Below are 21056 nucleotides of genomic sequence, written 5' to 3'. Positions count from 1 at the left end.
TATTCCAGGGACTACCAGTAATGCGATAGTGACGTTACTATACATACTAACTATGTGATTTTTATTTCAGTCTACTACGAAAGTGTTGCAACCTATGTCTGAGCCCAGGGCTTATCAGTTAACGCCGATTGGCACGTTATCCTCGCCTTTTAAGCAAAAGTTTGCCATTCCCCGTCAGCCATCACTGGTCAACGCTCAGGGTACGGTCGCATTTGAGCCTGAATTCAATGATCCCAATTGTTGGCGCGAAATATCCACCTACTCGCATTTGTGGTTATTGTTTTTATTCCACGAAAACCTCGATCAGGGCTGGACGCCAACAGTCAGAGCGCCGCGCTTAGGTGGCAATAGCCGGCTCGGTGTTTTTGCCTCGCGCAGCACCTTTCGACCTAACGGAATTGGCATGTCGGCCGTGCGTAATCTGGGTGTGGAGCATATCAATGGAAAAATAAAACTCCATGTTAGCGGCATTGATTTACTCGACGGTACGCCTATTATCGATGTTAAACCCTATCTGGCGTACAGTGACAGTATTGTCGATGCCAAGGCAACCTTGCTAGACCAGCATCCACTGCCGGCTCGGCATGTGGAGTTTACTCCTGCTGCAACCAGACAACTGTTGCAGCAACCTCACGAAGATCTGCGCGCGCTAATTGTGCAGTGTCTGGGTCAGGATCCGCGCCCGGCCTACCGGCAACGGGAAAACAACGATGCCAGGACTTACCGGGTGATTTTTTACGACCGTGATATTCACTGGCAGGTAAAAAATGCCACGGTCGTGGTGACGGCAATAGAACAACTGCCCGACAGGGCTATGTAAGCGCAGTTAACGCTGCTAGAATACGTGGGTTTTGTAATCATTCAACGGATAAACGCAACCAATGCGCACTAGTCAGTACTTATTAGCAACACAAAAAGAAACACCTGCTGACGCTGAGATTATCAGTCATCAGCTTATGCTCAGGGCCGGTATGGTCCGCAAACTCGCTGCCGGTCTTTACACCTGGCTACCGACCGGACTGCGGGTATTAAACAAGGTTGCCAATATTGTTCGGGAAGAAATGAACAAAGCCGGTGCCGTTGAAGTGCTTATGCCGGTAGTGCAGCCTGCTGATTTGTGGCAGGAATCAGGCCGTTGGGAAGAATACGGCCCGGAACTGCTGCGCATTAAAGACCGCCACCAGCGCGATTTTGTATTAGGCCCGACGCACGAAGAAGTGATCACCGCGTTGGTGAGCAACGAAATCAGCAGCTACAAGCAGCTACCGCTCAACCTTTATCAAATTCAAACCAAATTCCGCGACGAAGTTCGCCCGCGGTTTGGGGTTATGCGTGGCCGCGAATTCACCATGAAAGACGCCTATAGCTTTCATTTAACGCCTGAATCGCTGCAGCAAACTTACGATGACATGTATAAAGCTTACTGCAGTATTTTCGAACGCATGCAGTTAGATTACCGCGCGGTAATTGCCGACTCAGGTTCAATTGGTGGCAGTGTCTCCCACGAATTCCATGTATTAGCCGCCTCCGGCGAAGACGCTATTGCCTTTTCCAGTGAATCTGATTACGCCGCCAACGTAGAGATGGCAGAGACGTTACCGCTGGACACGGCGACCGTCGATGCGCTGCAATATATTCTGGTTAAAGCCGAAAGCAACGAAGAAAACGACGATGCCCCTGAATGGGTGTTGTTGGTGTTGTCAGCGGCGCACAGCCTCAATGATATTAAGGCAGAAAAATTAACAGATGTTGCCGCACCTTTGGTAATCGCCAGTGAAGACACCTTTAAAGCAGTACTGGGCACAGGCAGTGATGCGGTTAACCTGGCTGATGTTAGTGTGCCGGTGATTGCCGACTACGTTGCGGCAGCGGCCCTGAAGGATGCATCGATTAGCGCTGCTGATCTGCGTAACATTGAAGCCGGTGATCCGTCGCCGGATGGCAAAGGCAGCATCGAAATCAAGCGCGGTATTGAGGTAGGACATATATTCCAGCTGGGCGATAAATATTCCAAAGCCATGAATTGTGGTGTGCTGAACGAAACCGGCAAGCACGAAATTTTGAGCATGGGTTGCTATGGCATTGGTGTTTCACGCATCGTTGCTGCGGCAATTGAACAAAACCATGATGAACACGGCATCATTTGGCCGGATCCCATCGCGCCGTTTAAAATTGCCCTGATCCCGATGAACATGCATAAGTCACAGCGCATTCAGGAAGCCGCGGAGGCACTATACGCCGAGTTAGTCGCAAGCGGGGTTGATGTGTTGTTTGATGATCGCAAAGAACGCCCGGGCGTGATGTTTAAAGACATGGAATTAGTTGGCGTGCCGCATAGCATCGTCATTGGCGAACGTAATTTAGATAATCAACAAATTGAGTACAAAAATCGCCGCACGGGCGAAAAAACTCTATTAAACTTATCTGAAGCGGCGGCATTTATTGGCGCATTGTAAGTAGTGCCGGTTTACACCGGCGTCAGCAAGGATTCAGCATGCAGTTAGCCTTCTATGGTGTGAGAGGTTCCATTCCAACACCGGGCGCGCAATACGTGCGCTATGGCGGCAATACTGCGTGCGTGCATATCGAGCTAAGTGACGGTACCGACATCGTCCTTGATGCGGGCACCGGTATCCGTTTACTCGGCGATAAGCTGATTAAAAAGGACACCCCGGTGAACATACTGCTAACGCACAACCACTGGGATCATATTCAGGGCTTTCCTTTTTTTGCCCCGATCTATCAGTCTGGCCGGGAGATCAATATCACCCCGGGGCAAACCAACCTGCCGGAAGACGATGCCATTATTAAGCAAATGCAGGGCTCGGTGTTTCCGGTGCCTTTTTCTGCATTGGCCGCTAAGATTTCAATTAACCCGCAACCGGCAAACGTTGAACACTGGAAACTAAACGGTGCAACCATTAGCCGGCTGCCGATGAATCACCCTGGAAAAGGCAGTGCCTACGCCATCGCCGAAAATGGCTACAAGGTTGCTTACATTACCGACAACGAACTCTATCCGCCTTATAAAAAAGACACCGACTTTCTGGCCTTTGTTGATTTTGCGCGCAATGCTGATCTCATTATTCACGATGCGCAGTACATGCTCAGCGATATGCCGGAAAAAAGTGGTTGGGGACACTCCGTTGCCGAAGAAGCTGTCAAGCTGGCAATGGCATGTAACGCCAAACGACTTGCTCTCTACAGTCATGACCCAAGCCGCACGGATGAAGACATCGACGCGGTGATTGAACATTGCAACCAGTACATCAACATCGCCGAATCACCGCTGGAGCTCGTCGCCGCTTATGAAGGACTTACCATTGATTTTGCCGCTCAAGGCCAGTAGCCGGATTTTATCAGGCATCTTATTCGTGTTCGCCACAACGAATTTTGTCATCGCCGCAGAACAACCTGGTGATGATAAGCAAGACACTCAGGCACACGCCACCACCACACGACAAGGCGGGTTAATCGCCCGACCCAGTGTGTTTAGTCGCCGATTCGAAGCAGACAAACAACTGTTAGGGAATGCCTTTGCCATTACCCAGTACAAACGTAATTATTTTCTGCCTTTTACCTACACCGACAACCCCAATGCTTTAGGTAATGCCGGGTTAAACACCGACAACGTCGATAACAAAGAGGCCAAGTTTCAGATTAGTATTAAATTGCCTCTGTATACCCGCACAGAATCGGTTGAGGGCGTGTATTTTGGTTTTACCCTGACCTCTTTTTGGCAACTGTATAATAATGAGGTTTCCAAGCCCTTTCGTGAGACCAATTACGAGCCAGAAATATTCTACCAGTGGAATACCGGCATAAAGATACTGGGCATCGACTTTAACGCGCTGCAATTAGGCTTTAATCACATGTCCAATGGTCAAAGTGAGGAACGTTCACGCAGTTGGAACCGTATCATGCTGACGAATTTGTTCAGCGATGCCGATGACATTTACTATCTCAGAACCTGGTATCGCATCCCGGAAGACGCGAAAACCTCACCCGACGATCCCACCGGCGACGACAATCCCAATATTAATGACTATTACGGCCGCATTGAAATTGGCTACGGCACCCGTTTTGGTCGCTGGGGATTGCTCACCCGGTTACGCAACAATCTGTCGTGGGATAATAATCGCGGCAGTGTAGAGCTATCATTAAGCTATCCACTATCGCCGCGTTATGAGCTCGCCTTGCAGTACTTTAATGGCTATGGCGACAGCCTGATAGATTACAATCGCCGCCAGAATCGCATCGGAATTGGTTTTCAGCTGACCTCGTTTTAGCCCGCTTCAGGGGGACATTAGTCAATGACGCCCGCCGCCCGGTAGAGCTGTAAATGCACGGCCACCAACGCGTCAATATCGCGCTGGTAGCCGCCCCCGATTACCGCGGCGACCGGCAAATCGCGGGCCTTGCACCAGTTAAAAACCATGCTATCGCGGGCCAACACCCCCTGAGTTGAAATATTGAGCAGCCCAAGGTCGTCATGCTCATGCACATCGACGCCGGCATCGTAGATAACAGCATCCGGCGAATACAAGCGTCGGGCCGTGGTGAGCGCCTCATCCAATACATTCATATAATCATCATCGCCGAGCCCTTTAGGCAACGGAAAATCCATATCTGAGCGTTGTTTGCGGTGTGGGAAGTTTTTCTCGCCGTGTAATGACAGGGTAATGACTGACGGATCGTTTTCGGCCAGCAGCGCAGTACCATCGCCCTGATGCACATCCAAATCAATGATCAGCACCGAATCGATACCGGGTTCATTCAGCATTGTTTTTGCCGCGAGATACAGGTCGTTGAACAAACAAAATCCGGCGCCAAAATCGCCGGCGGCATGATGATAACCGCCCGTAAGATTCAGCGCCAGGCCGTGCTGAATGGCAAGTCTGGCCGTGGTAATAGTGCCCCCCACCGCGGTTAAACTGCGTTTTATTAATTGCTCAGACCAGGGAAACCCAATCCGGCGCATAGCCTGTTTGGCCAGGGTTCCGTGCAGTAAGGCATTAACATAATCGCTGTCGTAATGGGCCAGCAGCTGATTTACCAATACCGGTTTTGGCTGCACAAATGTGTCTGCCGGTACGCCCTGCAGGCGCAGCGCGTCATATATTCCCTGATACTTTTCTATCGGAAAGCGATGCCGGTAAGGCAATTCCAGTTGACTGTAAATTGGATGAAAAACTAACGGTGGAACCTCTGTCAAATCTACCTCGCCGCGCGGCACCGGGCAGTGCTTTCTGGCCCGGCGCGCAATGTGTCAATGTGATAAGTATTGTACAGCGATTTTCGGCTATCGGCTCAGTGCAGAGACCACCGCAGTGACATTTTTTGTCATCACGCCCATGGCGTTGGAGATGTCATTACTTCGCGACAGGCTGTGATAATTTTCTGCAGAGCGCATCACATTAGCAATCACCTCATTGAGTTGATGATGAATGTCTGACTGATCGTTTGCGGCATCGTTTAACGTGGCCACCACACTTTGCGTCTCTTCGATGTAAGTCACCAGCTCATTGAGCAGAGTTAGCGCATGTTGGGCGTTGCTGGCATTTTCACTGGCGTGCGCCTGACCGCTTTTCATGGCCGTTACGGCCTTTGTGGCGTCGCCCTCAAACGCGCTTAAAATCGCGTTGATCTCTTGGGTAGACTGCTGCGTTTTGGCCGCGAGCGCGCGCACTTCATCTGCCACCACGGCGAAACCGCGTCCGTGTTCACCCGCCCGGGCGGCCTCAATTGCCGCATTCAGAGCGAGTAAATTCGTTTGATCGGCAATCTCGTTGATGACATTGACGACCGTTAAGATACTGGCACTGCGAGCCTGCAGCTCGTTAACTATCTGGCTGGCCGAAGTGACGGTTTTAGCCAGCTCCGCAAAGCCCTGGTTGGCTCTTTCGAATGTGGTGTAGCACTCATTGGCCTGTTGCTGTGAATTGTTTGATGCGACGGAAACCTGGGTTGTAATAGCAACCAGACTTTTGACAATTTCATCCAGCTTGTGATTTGCGGTAGACAGCGACTCTGACGACTCATGCTGCTCCCTCGCCCCCCGATCAATGGTTGTACTGACATCAGTTAACAACTCCTGTGATCGTTGCATTTGTCCTTACGCTTCAGACAACAATCCCACCGTATCCTGCAGCTTACTTTGCAGGTGACGCGTTGCGCTGGCTACCAGGCCCAACTCGTGCTCGCTGTGATAGGTCAGTTGGTAATCGTAGGCTTTTTGTTCCATGCTCTTAAGACATTGAGCGATTTCCCGGGTAGGCTTAACAATATTGCGACGTAGGTTAAATACCAGGTAAACAATACACAACACGCTCAGCAACACTGACGACGACAATATAAGCCACAACAACCGGGAAGTATTTGTCGATACCTGTTGTTTGGCAGTCCGGGTGTTTGCCGCAATGTTGTCTGCGGTTTGTTGCAACAACTTAGCCGGTTCCCGGTCAATACCGCGCACATAACTGTCACCCACGGTCGGGTCGAAGCCCGCTGACACAAAAGCCGCATAGCCATCACGATACTTCACCCCCATCTTGTGGTGAGCGGAGAGAAACCGTTCTATGAGTTCGCTAACCGGGCCGCTCAACTGACTATTTTGCAGCATGCTATCTAGCTGCTGCTGAACACTTTCCTCCCGCTGCTTAAAACGTTGCCAGTACTTGAGGCGGTCTTCTTCGTTACGGCCGCGCAGGAGCACATTCTTCCATTCCTGCACCTGGGTTTTAAACTCGTTGAGGGCCTCATTTATCTGCCTTTCCTGAACCACGTTAGTTTGCTCAACAATGGCAATATTGTTGATTAATGAAAACGCAATCGTCAACGACGCAGCATTGAGCAGTACCAGCACCGTAATAATGGCCAGTACAGGTGTCATGATAAGACGATTGATACTGGAAAATCGTATCATTTGTGTCTCCGATAGGTATGTCTACGAGCCTTAGTACTCGTGTGGGTCATGCCATGTCAGCAACGTGAAGCATTCCTAAGCATGGCAAAACGCACATTTAAACGTGCCAATGTGACAGTTTTGTGAAAGCCCGTTGCCAGAATAAAAAAAGCCAGCAGAACTGCTGGCTTAGTCATCGAGAATCAATCGACTGTGTCGTGGTATCTTATTCCCACTCAATGGTGGCCGGCGGTTTGCCGGAAATATCGTAAACTACCCGGGAGATACCGTCGATTTCGTTGATGATGCGGTTAGAGACTTTACCGAGGAATTCATACGGCAAATGAGCCCAGTGCGCGGTCATAAAGTCGATGGTTTCTACCGCTCTGAGTGACACTACCCAGTCATACTTACGGGCATCGCCCATCACGCCCACTGATCTGACCGGTAAAAATACCGTAAAGGCCTGGCTGACTTTATGATACAACTCGGCGTTGTGCAGTTCTTCGATAAAAATGGCATCGGCGCGGCGCAATAAATCGCAGTATTCTTTTTTGATTTCACCTAACACCCGCACACCAAGACCTGGTCCCGGGAACGGATGGCGGTACAGCATGTCGTAGGGCAATCCGAGTTCCAGACCAATCTTACGCACTTCATCTTTAAACAATTCGCGTAGCGGCTCCACCAGCCCCATTTTCATGTCTTCTGGCAGACCGCCCACATTGTGGTGAGACTTAATCACGTGCGCCTTGCCTGTTGCCGAGCCGGCTGACTCAATCACATCAGGATAAATGGTGCCTTGCGCCAGCCATTTGGCATTCACCAGTTTACTGGCTTCTTCATCGAACACGGCGACAAACTCATTGCCAATAGCTTTACGCTTTAGCTCCGGATCTTCAATACCTTCAAGGCGTGCCAGGAAACGCTCTTCAGCATCGATTTTAATGATGTTCAAACCGAAATGATCGCCGAACATATCCATGACCTGTTCGCCTTCGTTTAAGCGCAGTAAGCCATTATCCACAAACACGCAGGTCAGCTTATCGCCAATTGCACGGTGGATCAGCATCGCCACGACCGAGGAGTCGACGCCGCCGGACAGGCCGAGGATCACTTCATCATCACCGACTTTCGCTTTAATACGCGCTATCGCGTCTTCGATAATCGCATCCGGCGTCCAAAGCTTTTCGCACCCACAGATATCCATCACAAATTGCGACAGAATACGCATTCCCTGGCGGGTATGGGTAACTTCGGGGTGGAACTGCACACCGTAGAATTGCTTTTCAGGATGCACCATCGCCGCGTGAGGGCAGGATGGTGTTAAGGCAACCGTTTCAAAGCCTTCGGGAATAGCAATTACCTTATCGCCGTGGCTCATCCACACATCCAGCAATGCATTACCTTCAGCGCTGATATGATCTTCAATTTTATCCAGCAGAGGATTACTTTTAACCACTTCAACCTGGGCATAGCCAAACTCACGTTTGTCTGAGCCCTGCACCTGTCCGCCCAATTGCGCGGCCATGGTTTGCATGCCGTAACACACGCCGAGCACCGGTACGCCGGCATTAAACACATACTCAGGGGCTCGTGGTGAGTTCGCTTCTGTCACCGATTCCGGGCCCCCGGATAAAATAATGCCTTGCGGATTGAATGATTTGATTTGTTCTTCGCTGACATCCCATGCCCAAAGTTCACAATACACACCCAGCTCACGAACCCGGCGGGCAATAAGCTGCGTGTACTGAGAACCAAAGTCCAAAATAAGAATGCGATGGTCATGGATATTTTGTGTCATGCTATTTGCCTTTAAATAAAAAACAATCAGGCTGGTCGGTAACCAGCCTGTGTATTACAACTAAATCTGTTGGATAGTTTAGCCTAAACGGTAGTTTGGCGCTTCTTTGGTAATGCTCACGTCGTGCACGTGCGACTCGCCCATGCCCGCTGAGGTGACCCTTACAAACTGTGGTTTGGTGTTCAGTTCTTTTATCGTGGCGCAACCGGTTAAGCCCATTGCCGAACGCAAACCACCCATTTGTTGGTGGATGATTGTGGCGATAGGGCCTTTGTAAGCAACCCGGCCTTCGATACCTTCCGGTACCAGTTTTTCGGCGTTATCACTGGCCTGGAAATAACGGTCCGATGAACCATTGCGCTGGTTCATTGCGCCAAGCGAGCCCATTCCACGATACGACTTGTAATAGCGTCCCTGAAACAGCTCTACCTCTCCCGGTGCTTCCTCAGTACCGGCCAGCATTGAGCCGACCATCACGCAGCTTGCACCGGCAACCAGCGCCTTGGCGATGTCGCCAGAGAAACGAATGCCACCGTCGGCGATAACCGGAATGTCACGATCTTTTAACGCTTCAACAGCATCAGATATCGCGGTGATTTGCGGTACACCGCAGCCTGTTACGATCCGCGTGGTACAAATTGAGCCCGGACCAATACCGACTTTAATGCCGTCGGCGCCCGCATCCGCCAGTGCTAAGGCACCATCTGCGGTGGCCACATTGCCGGCAATAATTTGTAAGTCAGGATAAGCCTCACGCGTGGCTTTAACGCGATCGATAACACCCTGTGAATGACCGTGCGACGTATCAATCAGTAACACATCGACACCGGCTTCAACCAACAACGCAATACGTTCGTCGGTACCCGGGCCAACCCCCACTGCTGCTCCGACCCGCAGACGCCCTAACGAATCTTTACAGGCATTGGGTTTATTTTCGGCTTTTTGGAAATCTTTAACTGTGATCAGTCCCGACAGTTTAAAGGCGTCATCGACCACCAGTATTTTCTCAATCCGGTGCTCATGCATAAGTTCGAGCACCTCATCGGAGCTGGCGCCTTCTTTTACTGTTACCAAACGCTCTTTGGGGGTCATCACCTGGCCAACCGGCAGATCCAAACGTTTTTCAAAACGTAAATCGCGGCCGGTAACAATACCAATAAGATTGTTGTCACCGTCGGTCACCGGGAAGCCCGAATAGCCCATCTTCTTACTTAAGGCCAGCACCTGGCCTAAACTGTGGTTTTCTGACACAGTCACCGGATCAGACACCACACCGCTTTCGTATTTTTTAACTTCGCGAACGTGATTAGCCTGTTCTTCAGGTGTCATATTCTTGTGCACAAAACCGATGCCGCCTTCCTGAGCCAGCGCGATTGCTAAACGAGCTTCCGTTACAGTATCCATAGAAGCTGATACCATAGGAATATTAAGATTGACCTTGCGGGTCAGTCGGGTTTGTAAGCTTGCCGTGTGCGGTAGCACAGTGGAGTGCGCCGGAACCAAGAGAACATCGTCAAAGGTTAGCGCTTCTTGAGCGATTCTTAGCATGCAAAACACCTGTATAGTAGAGGTTTAATTGCGGCGCAATTGTAGTGTTTTTTCAGTTTCAGGTAAACTGTATTTGCATTAAAGCTGAGGTTTTTTCATTCGATGACTGCATTTTCCGCTCCTGAGGGGCAAAAAGTTCACAGTGTTTCAACATTAAATCGACTGGCGCGTAACATTTTAACCAGTGAAGTGGGTTTAGTGTGGCTGAGTGCTGAGATTTCCAACATGACCCGGGCTGCCTCTGGTCACTGGTATTTCACGCTCAAAGATGACAAAGCGCAGGTACGGGCCGCCATGTTCCGTTCGGCAAACCGCGCAGTGCGCACTGCACCTCGTGAGGGGGATAAAGTGCTGGTCAGAGCCAGCGTGGGTATTTACGAGGCACGCGGTGACTATCAGTTAGTGGTAGAAACCTTACAAGCCGAAGGAGAAGGTCAGTTAAAGCTGGCGTTTGAGCAGCTCAAATATAAACTCCAGGCTGAAGGCCTGTTTGATCCCGGCCGCAAACAAGCCTTACCGCAACAAATTACCCGTATTGGGGTGATCACCTCGGCGCAAGGAGCAGCGCTGCACGATGTGCTGAGCGTGTTACAGCGGCGTAGTCCGGCGACTGAAGTCATTATCTATCCGTCCATGGTTCAGGGGGAACAGGCAGCAAAACAGCTGACACATAACCTGTGGCTGGCTAACCAACGTCGCGAAGTAGATGTTATTCTGCTCACCCGTGGTGGGGGCTCACTGGAAGATTTGTGGTGTTTTAACGACGAAACCCTGGCGCGTGAAATTGCCGCCTCAACATTACCCATTGTCAGTGCAGTCGGTCATGAGGTTGATGTCACCATTGCTGACTTTGTCGCCGACCTGCGAGCACCAACGCCGTCGGCAGCCGCCGAGCTTTTATCGATAGATCAGCGTGAGGCAATGAAACATATCGCGCAACTGCGGCAACGTCTCACGGACAGGCTCAAACAGCAGATTCAAACCGGCGTTCACCGCCATGCGGTGCTCAACCAGCGGTTAAACGCCAGGCACCCTGCCGTTATGTTGCAGCAACAAGGACAGCACATCGATCTGCTTACTCAGCGACTGGTTAGCCTGACCAGGTCGAAACTGGCCGCTGCGGAATCGCGATTACAACGCATTGAACACAAACTCGCCCGTCAACATCCGGCGCTGCGGCTGGATGCCATTAAAAATCAGCGGGAACAATTACACCAACGACTTGTCAGTGTTATGCAGCGGCGGTTAGAGACGAACAGACATAACCTTGCTACACTAGCGCACTTGTTACAGTCTGTGAGTCCGTTAGCCACCTTATCCCGTGGTTATTCAGTAACGCTTAAAGACCAACAGGCTATAACCCGAATTGAATCGGTCTCAGCCCACGACGAGATAACCAGTCGTGTTGAAGATGGCGAAATTATTAGTGTAGTAACCGGTGTAAGAGCAAAGCCTGCTCAATAGCAGTTAACCACCTGAACGGGTGGCGCGGCGCTTACCACGGTAAATTTTATTTTTCATCCAAGGTATCGTTGATTGATTAAGTCCCTTCGACAATTAAACTGTGTGTTGCTCGTTACCGCGTTAACAGCCTGCACAGCAACTCAGCAGCCCGTTCCTGTGGCGTCAACAGCAAACGAAGCATTTTTAACTGCGCCGGCTGAAACGCCTTTTAACCTGCCGGTTAACGTATTTTCTTCGTACATCAGTGACGCAACTGCCAGGCAGTGCCAGGCCGCGCAACCAACCAAAGCCGAATGCAAAAATGACGGAATAGCCGCCAATGACTTTCTGACGGCGCTGGAGCAATTGTCGTTGTTTACCGAATTAAGCCCTTCGTTGAGCCAGTACGACTATGAGTTACTCATTGCCAATCAAATCTCCTCAGCGCCGGACGATGCGCAGGCGCGGCAAAGCTATACAGAGTTTTCTGTTGAATGGCGGGGTATGCAGCTGGATAGTCATTTAGTGCAATATCAGCATCGCGGTGCGGTGACCCCCAAAGACGTCGAACAGATTATCTTGCACTGGTGGCAACACGCCGAGAAACAACAAATCTTTACAACACCTTATTTGTATCAGGCCATGGGCGCCAGCGACTATACCAACCAGCTGGTCTTGCCTGAGAGCCTGAATGAATTCGAGCTATCCCGGCAATATCTGTACCCTGATCCCTTTAAAGGGGTTTTAGCGCGTTACCTGCACCCAAACTTCACAGAAGCGGTGCTTGACATCACGATTTATCCGGTACTGTCTGTACTCGACGGCCAAACTGATGAGCGCCTGAGTAAAGAACTGACAGATGCCATCAACGAGGCACGGGAAACAGCCTCGGCACGCGAGATGAGCATAGATATAAAGCAGCACCAGACACCTTTTATTCATGAATCGTCGCCGCCTGAGCAGGGGCTAATGTCAGAGATGGTGGCTGAAAGTGACAGCGGTGAATCACTGTATGCCAGTATCTATGTTTTTCAGCTGGAAGATAAATTTGTCAAAATCAGCACGACCTTTCCGGCCAGAGTAGGCGACGAGCTGGTAAGAGCGGCACTTAAAAAGATCAAGGTACCACCAGAGTCCCCTCTGATGAAGGAACTCCGGCTCGCTTTATAAGTTTACTTTTTATTGTGATAGGACATCATGCGTCGACGCTTACGCTGTTGCGCGAGGGTAAGTTGATTCTTTTTACCCTCAAAAGGGTTAGCCCCTTCACGAAATTCGACCTTAATAGGCGTACCCATGATATCCAATGCTTTGCGGAAGTAATTGATTAAATAGCGCTTATACGAACTCGGTAAATCCTGTACCTGGTTGCCATGCACAACGATAACCGGTGGGTTATAGCCGCCAGCATGCGCGTACTTCATTTTCACCCGGCGACCGCGCACCAGAGGTGGCTGATGGTCGTCCTGGGCCATTTCCATGATCTGCGTGAGCATAGAGGTGTTTATCCGCTTGGTGGCACTACGATAAGCTTCATTCACCGAATCAAATAAGTTGCCAACGCCAGAACCGTGCAAGGCCGAAATAAAATGCAAGCGCGCGAAGTCAATAAAACCAAGACGTCTGTCTAACTCGCGCTTGATCTCATCTTTAACATCGGTATCCAGGCCATCCCATTTATTCACTGCCAGCACCAACGAGCGGCCAGAATTGAGCACAAAGCCCAGCAAACTAAGATCCTGATCGGTAATACCTTCCCGCGCGTCAATGACCAACAACACCACGTTAGCTTCTTCGATGGCTTTCAGGGTTTTTACGATGGAAAACTTTTCCACCGCTTCGGAGATTTTTTTGCGTTTACGAACGCCTGCGGTATCGATAAGTACATATTCGCGCTCATCACGCTCTAACGGAATATAGACACTGTCCCGCGTGGTACCCGGCATATCAAACACAACCACCCTGTCCTCTCCCAATATGCGATTCGTCAGGGTGGATTTACCAACATTAGGCTTACCCACAATAGCGAGCTTAATGGGTAAACTCTGCAGTCTTGCAAGTTGTTCATCGGCATCGGGTTCGTCTTGTTCAGACACTGAGGTATCGACATCCATCGCCGGAAACTCTGCAGCTAATGGCGTTAAGGCGTCCTGCAACAGTTTTGCCACGCCTCGGCCGTGGGCAGCGGCAATCTGATGTACATTGCCCAGACCTAGCGAATAAAACTCGGCACTTTCGCTGTCACCGTCGATGCCATCGACCTTGTTGGCGACCAATAGCACCTGTTTGTCGGTTTTGCGCAGATGATCGGCAATAAGTTGATCAGCCGGTAACAGTCCCGCGCGGGCATCAACCATAAAAAACACCACATCAGCTTCGTCAATGGCTTGCAACGACTGCTTTGCCATCAAGGTATCGATACCTTCTTCATCACCGGTGATACCGCCGGTATCGACCACAATAAAATGGCGCTGTTCATAGTTAGCCTGCCCATATTGCCGGTCGCGCGTCAGGCCGGGAAAATCAGCAACCAGGGCGTCACGGGTATGGGTTAAACGGTTAAACAGTGTCGACTTACCCACATTGGGTCGTCCAACTAATGCCACGACAGGCAACATAGCGGTGTTCCTTTAAGTTAAAAAAAACATACGGCCGCGCTATCGCGCGGCCGTATGAGTATATCGGAATATGTCGGAAAATTCAGTGACTAGGCGGCAATTACTGCGCCGTTAACGCAGCGATGTCACCATCACGCGTAATTGTCACAATCATATCATCGACTTTAATCGGCGCAGCATAGATAGCTTCGTCTTCATCGTCACCACCCAGGTCATAACGCGCAGCCAGGGTGCCATCTTCAGTGTTCAGCCAGTGTAACAGCCCCCACCGATCACCCACTACAACGTGTTCACCCATTACCACTGGTGCCGTTAAGTGGCGTTGTCTTAAGCCACCTTGTGACCAAATTTCAATGCCATTACGACGGTCTAAGGCAAAGACATTCGAACGGGTATCCACCACGTAAATACGTTCAGAAGTCACCGCTAAATCACGGTATGAACCATATTCACGTTTCCATAAAATACGCCCACTGCGCAACTCAAGCGCGGCCAACGTGCCATCATAAGAAACGATATACACCGTCGAACCGTACAGCACCGGTGAGGAGTCAACATCGATAATACGTTCCAGTTCGGTGGCTCCTGAAGGCGCGGTAATGGCCGTTTCCCAGGCCGGGATGCCGGTGGTAAGAATATTGACCTGCAATTTGCCCGTCGGCGTGCCAATCAACGTTCCGCCATTGCTTGCTGCCGGCGCTGATATGCCGCGCAAACTCAGTGGCGGCACGTCTGTTTCACTGCGCCAAAGTTGTTCACCTGTTTGCGCATCAAAACCGAACAATACACCGGCACCGGTGTTAACCACCAGAATACCTTCATCCATTGCCGGCGGTGCTAAAATTTCACCCGCAACTGAGGCTTCCCAGACCGTTTCGCCGGTCTGGCCATCAAGGGCCAGCAGCTTGCCATTTTCAGAACCGACAAATACCTTGTCGTAACCGGCCGCCATGGCGCTGATTTTTGCTGAAGTGCCACTGCGCCAGATATTGGCAATGCCGTCAAAGAAAGACTCGTTCCGGAAAATAGCAAAATTGCGCTGCCATTTTACATCCCCACTATCGGGTTCAAGGGCTACCACTTTGCCGTGACGCTCAGCCGCATAGATAGTGTTGTCAGCATATGCCGGTTGTAAGCGTGAAAAATATTCATCCACCCCGTCGCCTATACTGTAGTTCCAGATAACCTTTGGCGTTACCTGATTTACAATGGCGGGGATGCGTCTTATTTTAATTTCGTCGTCGTCAGCAAACCAGTCGGTGACGGTTGTACAGCCGCTCAACGCTGTTAACGCGGCGGCCAAAACGACCTGTTTAAACATACGGCCACACAGTTGCGATTGCTGTGAGATGTTTCGAGTAATAGATGTCATTCCCTATCCTGCGCTAACTGCAAGGTTATCAAGTTTCAATTGCAGTAATCGATTATTCATGTTTTTTTCCAGAGCAGTGGAGTAGGCCATGCGAGCCTTATCAAAGTTCCCCTGCGCGCTAAAAATATCACCTTTTATTTCTTCCACCTGAGCACTGAAAGCTTCATCAGTGACCGACTCAATGGTAGCCAAAGCTTGTTCTTGTTTCTGTTGCGCTAGTTGAACGCGTGCCAGCCTAACTGTGGCGACATGCTTAAGACTGTCATCTGTGTTCTGTGACACAACCTTTTGCAGATAGTTCGCCGCTGCATCCAGCTCACCATCATCGACCGCTTGCTTGGCCGCCAGCAGCGCCGCAATATTCGCATAACCGTCGACCTCATCTGAGTTCATTACCGCTTCTATTGGCTCACGGTTCTCTTCGTTAATCAACGCTTCAAGTGCCGACTGGTAGGACTGCGATGCCGTTTCCTTGGCACTGATTTGTGAATCCGTGTAATACTGCCAGCCGAACAATCCGGCCAGGCCCAGGACGGCGCCCATAATTAAAGATGTGCCATGTTCAGACCAAAATCGTTTAATCGCTTCTACTTGTTGGTCTTCTGTCGCGAATTGTTCCATATTAAAACCTCGTTTGAAAATCCTTGCGCGTTATTGTTATAACACGCTAAATAATGCTTCAGCCAATTCATTGCAGGCCACTGTCGATTGCTCGCCGTTACCGCGCAGAGGCTTAATGGTGACTTGTTGGTTAGCCATTTCCTCACTGCCAATCAGCAGTGCTACGCTGGCGCCTGCTTTATCGGCGCGCTTTAACTGTTTTTTCAGATTGCCACCGCCGCAATGCAGCATAACCCGCCACTGCTTATCGGTATCCCGTAACGACTCTGCCACTTTACTGGCGAAGGCTCTGGTATCATCGCCTAAAGCGGTCACGTAAATATCGGCAGCCGGCATGTCCTGATCTATTTTCTGTAAGGTATCAAGGAGTAACACCAGGCGTTCCAGGCCTAGCGCAAAGCCAACACCGGGCGACGCTTTGCCACCGAGCTGTTCAACCAGTCCGTCGTAACGGCCGCCTGCACACACAGTGCCCTGCGCACCTAAACTATCGGTAACCCATTCAAAGACGGTGCGGTTGTAATAATCCAGACCTCTGACCAAACGGGGATTGATTTCATAGCGAATGCCGGCGTCGTCGAGTAGCTGACACAACAGGTCAAAATGTGCTTTGGAATCGTCATCAAGATAGTCAAATAATGACGGCGCGTCTTTCACTAATGCTTGTACCTGAGGGTTTTTACTGTCCAGCACTCGCAGCGGATTTGACTCAAGACGACGCAACGAATCTTCATCCAACTGCGACTGGTGTGCCATCAAATATGTGACTAACGCCTGTTTATAATTCTGGCGCGCTTCATTAGAGCCTAATGAGTTAATTTGCAGTGTCACTGCGTCTTCGATACCAAACAGTTTCCATAGTCTTGCCGACAGCAAAATCACTTCCGCATCAATATCGGCGCTTTCCAGTCCGTAGGTTTCAACCCCAAACTGGTGAAACTGTCGGTAACGGCCCTTTTGCGGTCTTTCGTGCCGGAACATTGGCCCCATGTACCACAAACGCTGCTGCTGATTATAAATGAGACCATGCTCGTTACCAGCGCGCACAGCACTGGCGGTACCTTCCGGGCGCAGAGTTAAGCTGTCGCCGTTACGGTCGGCAAAGGTATACATTTCTTTTTCAACGATATCGGTCACTTCACCGATAGAGCGCTTGAACAGATCGGTACTTTCGACGATCGGAGTACGGATTTCCTGGTAACCATAGCTGGCTACAACCTGTCGAATTACCGCCTCGACCTGTTGCCATTTGGCCGACTCTGTCGGCAGGCAGTCATTCATACCGCGAATAGCCTGGATTGTTTTTGCCACCGGTTCTCTCTCAAGCCTATTTAAAAGCCCCGCATTATAGGGGCTTTAATACTAAACAACAAACTCTTTACTGCGCGTGATAATTGCGCCGAGTTACTTCTCTACCACGGGGATAGAATTAGCGGAATTAAGCAGCGCGGCTTTCGCTCTGATGCGTTTCTCAAGCTGCTCGACTAAGTCATCATTGGCAAGGCGTTCTTTCTGGCGTTTTCCGTCGAGGTAAAAGCCGCTCATATTTCGGGCGCCGGTAAGACCAAGATCGGACACCTCAGCTTCTCCCGGTCCATTGACCACGCAGCCTATAATCGACACGTCCATCGGGGTAAGCACATCTTCTAAACGCTGCTCCAGCGCGTTTACCGTGGCTATCACATCAAATTCCTGACGCGAACAGCTCGGACAGGCAATAAAGTTAATGCCCCGGGAGCGTATGCGCAGCGATTTTAAAATATCAAAACCGACTTTAATCTCTTCTACCGGATCGGCGGCCAAAGAAACCCGCAAGGTATCACCAATGCCCTCAGCGAGCAGCATCCCAAGCCCTACGGCACTTTTCACCGCACCGGCCCGCTGGCCACCTGCTTCAGTAATACCCAAATGCAGGGGTTGGTCTATTTCTTTTGCTAATAAGCGATAAGCGTCCACCGCTAAAAACACATCGGAGGCTTTCACCGACACCTTGAACTGGTCAAAATTGAGCTTGTCGAGAATATCCACGTGACGCATAGCCGATTCAAGCAACGCTTGCGGTGTTGGCTCGCCGTACTTCTCCTGCAAATCACGCTCCAGTGAACCACCGTTGACGCCAATCCGGATCGGGATGTTTTTATCGCGAGCACAGTCGACCACCGCTTTTACCCGCTCTAAATTGCCAATATTCCCCGGATTAATACGCAAACAATCCACGCCATATTCGGCCACTTTCAAAGCAATACGGTAATCAAAATGAATATCAGCAATTAATGGCACACTGACTTGCTGACGAATTTGTTTAAATGCTTCAGCGGCGTCCATGGTAGGTACAGATACGCGCACAATCTCGCCGCCCACACCAACAATCCGGTTTATTTGCGCGACTGTGGCGGCAACATCCGTTGTTTGGGTGTTGGTCATCGATTGCACAGCAATAGGCGCGCCATCACCAATGGGCACATTCCCCACATTAATGCGGGTGGATTTTCTGCGTTTGATAGGGTTTTCAGCAAACATTATTGTTCCTGTCTCGGTAACAAAAACTTCGCGGTACGTGTTGGGTCAAAACCTGACATGTCAACGACGTCACCGTCATACTCTATTTCGACAACACTCGGAGCGCCCAGAGTGACTTCAAAGGGCGGAATACCGCTCACGCGCATAACGTACCCTGAAGCCTTGATACCATAGGCAATGGCCTCACCGGTAGCGTCAGTCAGATTTACCCAACATTCACCATTAAATGTAAAAATAAGGTCTACCACGGCCTCCGAAGGCAGGTCAGCACTTTGTAACGAGCTGGTGTCACTCTGCCCGGCTGTGGCAGTATAGTTGTCAGACTCTACCGGCTCTGCCTCACTCACAGCCGGTGACTCAGACGCTGTCGTCACCGGTGGGATCTGCGTGTCAGCGCCAGTATCTGCGACTGATTCAGCCTGTTCCGTTGCCAGCTGAGCAGGTACAGCATTGACACTGTCGTCAAGGCTTTGCGGTAGCGTATTGGCTGCGTTGATACTCTCTTGTGGCTGGTTGTCGGCCAGCTCATCCCGTGGACGTTGCGGCGCAGCCTCAACCGTCAGACTGTCGTCTGATTCGGTTGGTGTCATAGCCGCCGGTGTTTGCTGACTGGTTAACCCGGTTGTGGTTGTCGCCTCTTCAGTGTCATTAGCGGACTGTTGATACCACCAAATCACAATGCCTGCGATGATTATCAGGGCGATGCCGTAAGTCACCATCATCCAGCGATCATCGTGCGCCTGTTTCGCGACCCGCCTGGAAAAGCTTTGTAATTTGGCAGGGGGTTTGGGTGTGGTGTGATACTGCTCAAATACCGTGATCATTTCTTGCTGGTTGAGTCCCAGCGTTTTTGCATACAGCCGGACATAGCCTTTTATAAAGGTAATGGACGTTTGTTCGTCGATGCGGTTTTGTTCGATATCGTCAATGATACCAACCTTTAAATAGAGTTTGTCAGCGATCGCCTGTTGAGTAAGTTCCTGCTGTTCGCGCGCTTCCCGTAATACCTGCCCGGGACTGGGTGTGGCAGGCACATGCTGTTCATCAGCCTCTAGGTGATGCTCTTTGTCCATTATTTACCTACACTAGTTAGATTGTGATGCTGGCGGCGCCAACCACAACTTCATGCCAATTTTAACTGACCCGTTTTCATCCAGATCGTTCCACTGTTTTAACGTTTTTAATTTTATATTGTATTTAACGGATATCCGATAAAGGTTTTCTCCTGGCTGAACAATATGAAAAGCCGGTTGTGGTTCAGAAGGCGATTCTGGCACTGCGCTGACACTGGTTGCGCTGTTTTGTAGCGAGGTGTCAGCCGATGACTGTAGAGGCTGCGCGATCGCTTGCGAAGTCGGCGTTACCGACGAGGCTGACGAACGCTCACTGCCGACCGGCGTTACGACCGCCTGGGGCTTTGACTTCTTTTTGATGACTGGCTGAGGCAGCTTTTTTTGCCGCTCGATGTAGAGCTTAGCCAGGGCGCTGTCGGGATACATACTCAATAACATATCGCCATAGTTAGCCGCGGTCGCTAAATCGCCCTGCCCGGTGGCAATTTCGATGGCCATCCATAACGAGTCGGGCGAAACACGCGCTACTTTTTCGTATCTCTTTAATGTCTGGGAAGCTAACTCGAACTGCTCTGTGGCCACATACATTTCGGTGAGTATAAACAAGGTTTTAGCGCGGCCTGGCTGATGTTTTAGCGCATTATTGAGATACTGAATCGCATCTTCCCCCTTACCCTGACTTTGTGCGCACAGCGCCATGTTTTCATAGGTTTGAGCAGAGTTGGCATATTGTTCGGCGTTTACCGCCTGTAGGAAAAACTGTTTGGCCTGATCGTAGCGACCGTTCTGGCAAAGAAATGCACCGTAACTATTGGCAATATCCGCATCTTCGGGTGCCAGTTGCATTGCCGTTTCATAAGATTCAGCGGCCCGTTCTACCTCGCCCACTACCTGATAGTAGTACGCCAGACCATAGTGGGTACTGGCTGACCTCGGAGCGAATGTCAGTGCTTTATCGAGGTTCTGTTTGGCCTGCGAATAGTTGCCATTTTTTAAGTAAGTCAGTCCTAGCGAGACACGGGTTTGTGCAGCTTCTTCCTGGTCAAAGGAATTACCAAAGGTGCCAGACTGATTTTCACTGACACAACCTGCGAGTAAAACCAAGCAAAGTACTAAACATATTCTCATCGGTAGCGCTTACCTTCTTGTTTTT

General features: G+C 50.4%; 18 protein-coding genes. 6 read left to right on the top strand and 12 right to left on the bottom strand.

Annotation, left to right across the window (positions count from 1 at the left end):
- The first annotated feature begins 94 nt into the window (after positions 1–94).
- The 4 genes from tsaA (at position 95) to OIK42_RS18305 (ending at position 4289) form a co-directional block, all read left to right on the top strand.
- Positions 95–820 (top strand): tRNA (N6-threonylcarbamoyladenosine(37)-N6)-methyltransferase TrmO, encoded by a 726-nt coding sequence (gene tsaA / locus OIK42_RS18320; RefSeq protein WP_273642571.1) that lies wholly within the window; start codon positions 95–97, stop codon positions 818–820.
- A 61-nt stretch (positions 821–881) separates the two neighbouring features.
- Positions 882–2456, top strand: a complete 1575-nt coding sequence (locus OIK42_RS18315; RefSeq protein WP_273642570.1) for a proline--tRNA ligase — start codon at positions 882–884, stop codon at positions 2454–2456.
- Positions 2457–2494: 38 nt separating this feature from the next.
- A complete protein-coding gene (locus OIK42_RS18310; protein WP_273642569.1) occupies positions 2495–3349 on the top strand; it encodes an MBL fold metallo-hydrolase in 855 nt (284 codons plus the stop codon).
- Entirely contained in the window at positions 3309–4289 is a 981-nt protein-coding gene (locus tag OIK42_RS18305) for a phospholipase A (RefSeq protein ID WP_273642568.1), read from the top strand. Before OIK42_RS18310 ends, OIK42_RS18305 begins: the two co-directional genes overlap by 41 nt.
- Positions 4290–4306: 17 nt before the next feature.
- On the opposite strand, the gene OIK42_RS18300 is transcribed toward OIK42_RS18305, so the two are convergent.
- The 5 genes from OIK42_RS18300 to guaB all read right to left on the bottom strand — a co-directional run bounded on the left by OIK42_RS18300 (position 4307) and on the right by guaB (position 10256).
- Positions 4307–5215, bottom strand: coding sequence for a histone deacetylase family protein (locus OIK42_RS18300; RefSeq protein ID WP_273642567.1), 909 nt, complete (start codon positions 5213–5215; stop codon positions 4307–4309).
- A gap of 87 nt (positions 5216–5302) precedes the next feature.
- The gene (locus OIK42_RS18295) at positions 5303–6109 is read right to left on the bottom strand and encodes a methyl-accepting chemotaxis protein (RefSeq protein ID WP_273642566.1); all 807 of its coding nucleotides are present in this window, start codon (positions 6107–6109) and stop codon (positions 5303–5305) included.
- A 6-nt stretch (positions 6110–6115) separates the two neighbouring features.
- Positions 6116–6925, bottom strand: coding sequence for a methyl-accepting chemotaxis protein (locus OIK42_RS18290; RefSeq protein WP_273642565.1), 810 nt, complete (start codon positions 6923–6925; stop codon positions 6116–6118).
- A gap of 205 nt (positions 6926–7130) precedes the next feature.
- Complete coding sequence (gene guaA / locus OIK42_RS18285) at positions 7131–8708, bottom strand: glutamine-hydrolyzing GMP synthase (RefSeq protein ID WP_273642564.1); 1578 nt, start codon at positions 8706–8708, stop codon at positions 7131–7133.
- 78 nt (positions 8709–8786) lie between these two features.
- Positions 8787–10256 carry an IMP dehydrogenase gene (guaB, locus tag OIK42_RS18280; protein WP_273642562.1) on the bottom strand — a complete coding sequence of 490 codons (1470 nt, stop codon included), beginning with the start codon at positions 10254–10256 and terminating at the stop codon, positions 8787–8789.
- 102 nt (positions 10257–10358) lie between these two features.
- On the opposite strand from guaB, the gene xseA reads away from it, so the two are divergent.
- A complete protein-coding gene (gene xseA, locus OIK42_RS18275; protein WP_273642561.1) occupies positions 10359–11720 on the top strand; it encodes an exodeoxyribonuclease VII large subunit in 1362 nt (453 codons plus the stop codon).
- 156 nt (positions 11721–11876) lie between these two features.
- Positions 11877–12869, top strand: coding sequence for a hypothetical protein (locus OIK42_RS18270; RefSeq protein ID WP_273642560.1), 993 nt, complete (start codon positions 11877–11879; stop codon positions 12867–12869).
- A 2-nt stretch (positions 12870–12871) separates the two neighbouring features.
- On the opposite strand, the gene der is transcribed toward OIK42_RS18270, so the two are convergent.
- The 7 genes from der to pilW all read right to left on the bottom strand — a co-directional run bounded on the left by der (position 12872) and on the right by pilW (position 21007).
- On the bottom strand, positions 12872–14317 hold the full coding sequence (der, locus tag OIK42_RS18265; RefSeq protein WP_273642559.1) for a ribosome biogenesis GTPase Der: 1446 nt from the start codon (positions 14315–14317) through the stop codon (positions 12872–12874).
- Positions 14318–14417: 100 nt separating this feature from the next.
- Positions 14418–15689, bottom strand: a complete 1272-nt coding sequence (bamB, locus tag OIK42_RS18260) for an outer membrane protein assembly factor BamB (protein WP_374211881.1) — start codon at positions 15687–15689, stop codon at positions 14418–14420.
- A gap of 3 nt (positions 15690–15692) precedes the next feature.
- Complete coding sequence (locus OIK42_RS18255; RefSeq protein WP_273642558.1) at positions 15693–16310, bottom strand: YfgM family protein; 618 nt, start codon at positions 16308–16310, stop codon at positions 15693–15695.
- Positions 16311–16346: 36 nt separating this feature from the next.
- A complete protein-coding gene (hisS, locus tag OIK42_RS18250) occupies positions 16347–17621 on the bottom strand; it encodes a histidine--tRNA ligase (RefSeq protein WP_273642556.1) in 1275 nt (424 codons plus the stop codon).
- Positions 17622–17714: 93 nt separating this feature from the next.
- Positions 17715–18830 (bottom strand): flavodoxin-dependent (E)-4-hydroxy-3-methylbut-2-enyl-diphosphate synthase, encoded by a 1116-nt coding sequence (gene ispG / locus OIK42_RS18245; RefSeq protein ID WP_273642555.1) that lies wholly within the window; start codon positions 18828–18830, stop codon positions 17715–17717.
- Complete coding sequence (locus OIK42_RS18240; protein WP_273642554.1) at positions 18830–19903, bottom strand: RodZ domain-containing protein; 1074 nt, start codon at positions 19901–19903, stop codon at positions 18830–18832. Before OIK42_RS18240 ends, ispG begins: the two co-directional genes overlap by 1 nt.
- A 12-nt stretch (positions 19904–19915) precedes the next feature.
- Positions 19916–21007: a type IV pilus biogenesis/stability protein PilW gene (gene pilW, locus OIK42_RS18235; RefSeq protein WP_309568785.1), complete on the bottom strand. Its 1092-nt coding sequence runs from the start codon at positions 21005–21007 to the stop codon at positions 19916–19918.
- Positions 21008–21056: the final 49 nt, after the last annotated feature.

Source organism: Alteromonas gilva (assembly GCF_028595265.1).
Classification (GTDB): domain Bacteria; phylum Pseudomonadota; class Gammaproteobacteria; order Enterobacterales; family Alteromonadaceae; genus Alteromonas; species Alteromonas gilva.
The sequence above is the reverse complement of the archived record's forward strand: the minus strand, read 5'-3'. Positions and strand labels throughout refer to the sequence as shown.

What these genes read in the sequence shown, in the direction of transcription:
- xseA (WP_273642561.1), top strand. Translation starts at nt 10,359, where the DNA reads ATGACTGCATTTTCCGCTCCTGAGGGGCAAAAAGTTCACAGTGTTTCA.
- guaA (WP_273642564.1), bottom strand. Translation starts at nt 8,708, where the DNA reads ATGACACAAAATATCCATGACCATCGCATTCTTATTTTGGACTTTGGT.
- OIK42_RS18255 (WP_273642558.1), bottom strand. Translation starts at nt 16,310, where the DNA reads ATGGAACAATTCGCGACAGAAGACCAACAAGTAGAAGCGATTAAACGA.
- der (WP_273642559.1), bottom strand. Translation starts at nt 14,317, where the DNA reads ATGTTGCCTGTCGTGGCATTAGTTGGACGACCCAATGTGGGTAAGTCG.
- OIK42_RS18290 (WP_273642565.1), bottom strand. Translation starts at nt 6,925, where the DNA reads ATGATACGATTTTCCAGTATCAATCGTCTTATCATGACACCTGTACTG.
- OIK42_RS18240 (WP_273642554.1), bottom strand. Translation starts at nt 19,903, where the DNA reads ATGGACAAAGAGCATCACCTAGAGGCTGATGAACAGCATGTGCCTGCC.
- OIK42_RS18295 (WP_273642566.1), bottom strand. Translation starts at nt 6,109, where the DNA reads ATGCAACGATCACAGGAGTTGTTAACTGATGTCAGTACAACCATTGAT.
- guaB (WP_273642562.1), bottom strand. Translation starts at nt 10,256, where the DNA reads ATGCTAAGAATCGCTCAAGAAGCGCTAACCTTTGACGATGTTCTCTTG.
- OIK42_RS18315 (WP_273642570.1), top strand. Translation starts at nt 882, where the DNA reads ATGCGCACTAGTCAGTACTTATTAGCAACACAAAAAGAAACACCTGCT.
- bamB (WP_374211881.1), bottom strand. Translation starts at nt 15,689, where the DNA reads ATGACATCTATTACTCGAAACATCTCACAGCAATCGCAACTGTGTGGC.
- tsaA (WP_273642571.1), top strand. Translation starts at nt 95, where the DNA reads ATGTCTGAGCCCAGGGCTTATCAGTTAACGCCGATTGGCACGTTATCC.
- ispG (WP_273642555.1), bottom strand. Translation starts at nt 18,830, where the DNA reads ATGTTTGCTGAAAACCCTATCAAACGCAGAAAATCCACCCGCATTAAT.
- OIK42_RS18310 (WP_273642569.1), top strand. Translation starts at nt 2,495, where the DNA reads ATGCAGTTAGCCTTCTATGGTGTGAGAGGTTCCATTCCAACACCGGGC.
- OIK42_RS18305 (WP_273642568.1), top strand. Translation starts at nt 3,309, where the DNA reads ATGAAGGACTTACCATTGATTTTGCCGCTCAAGGCCAGTAGCCGGATT.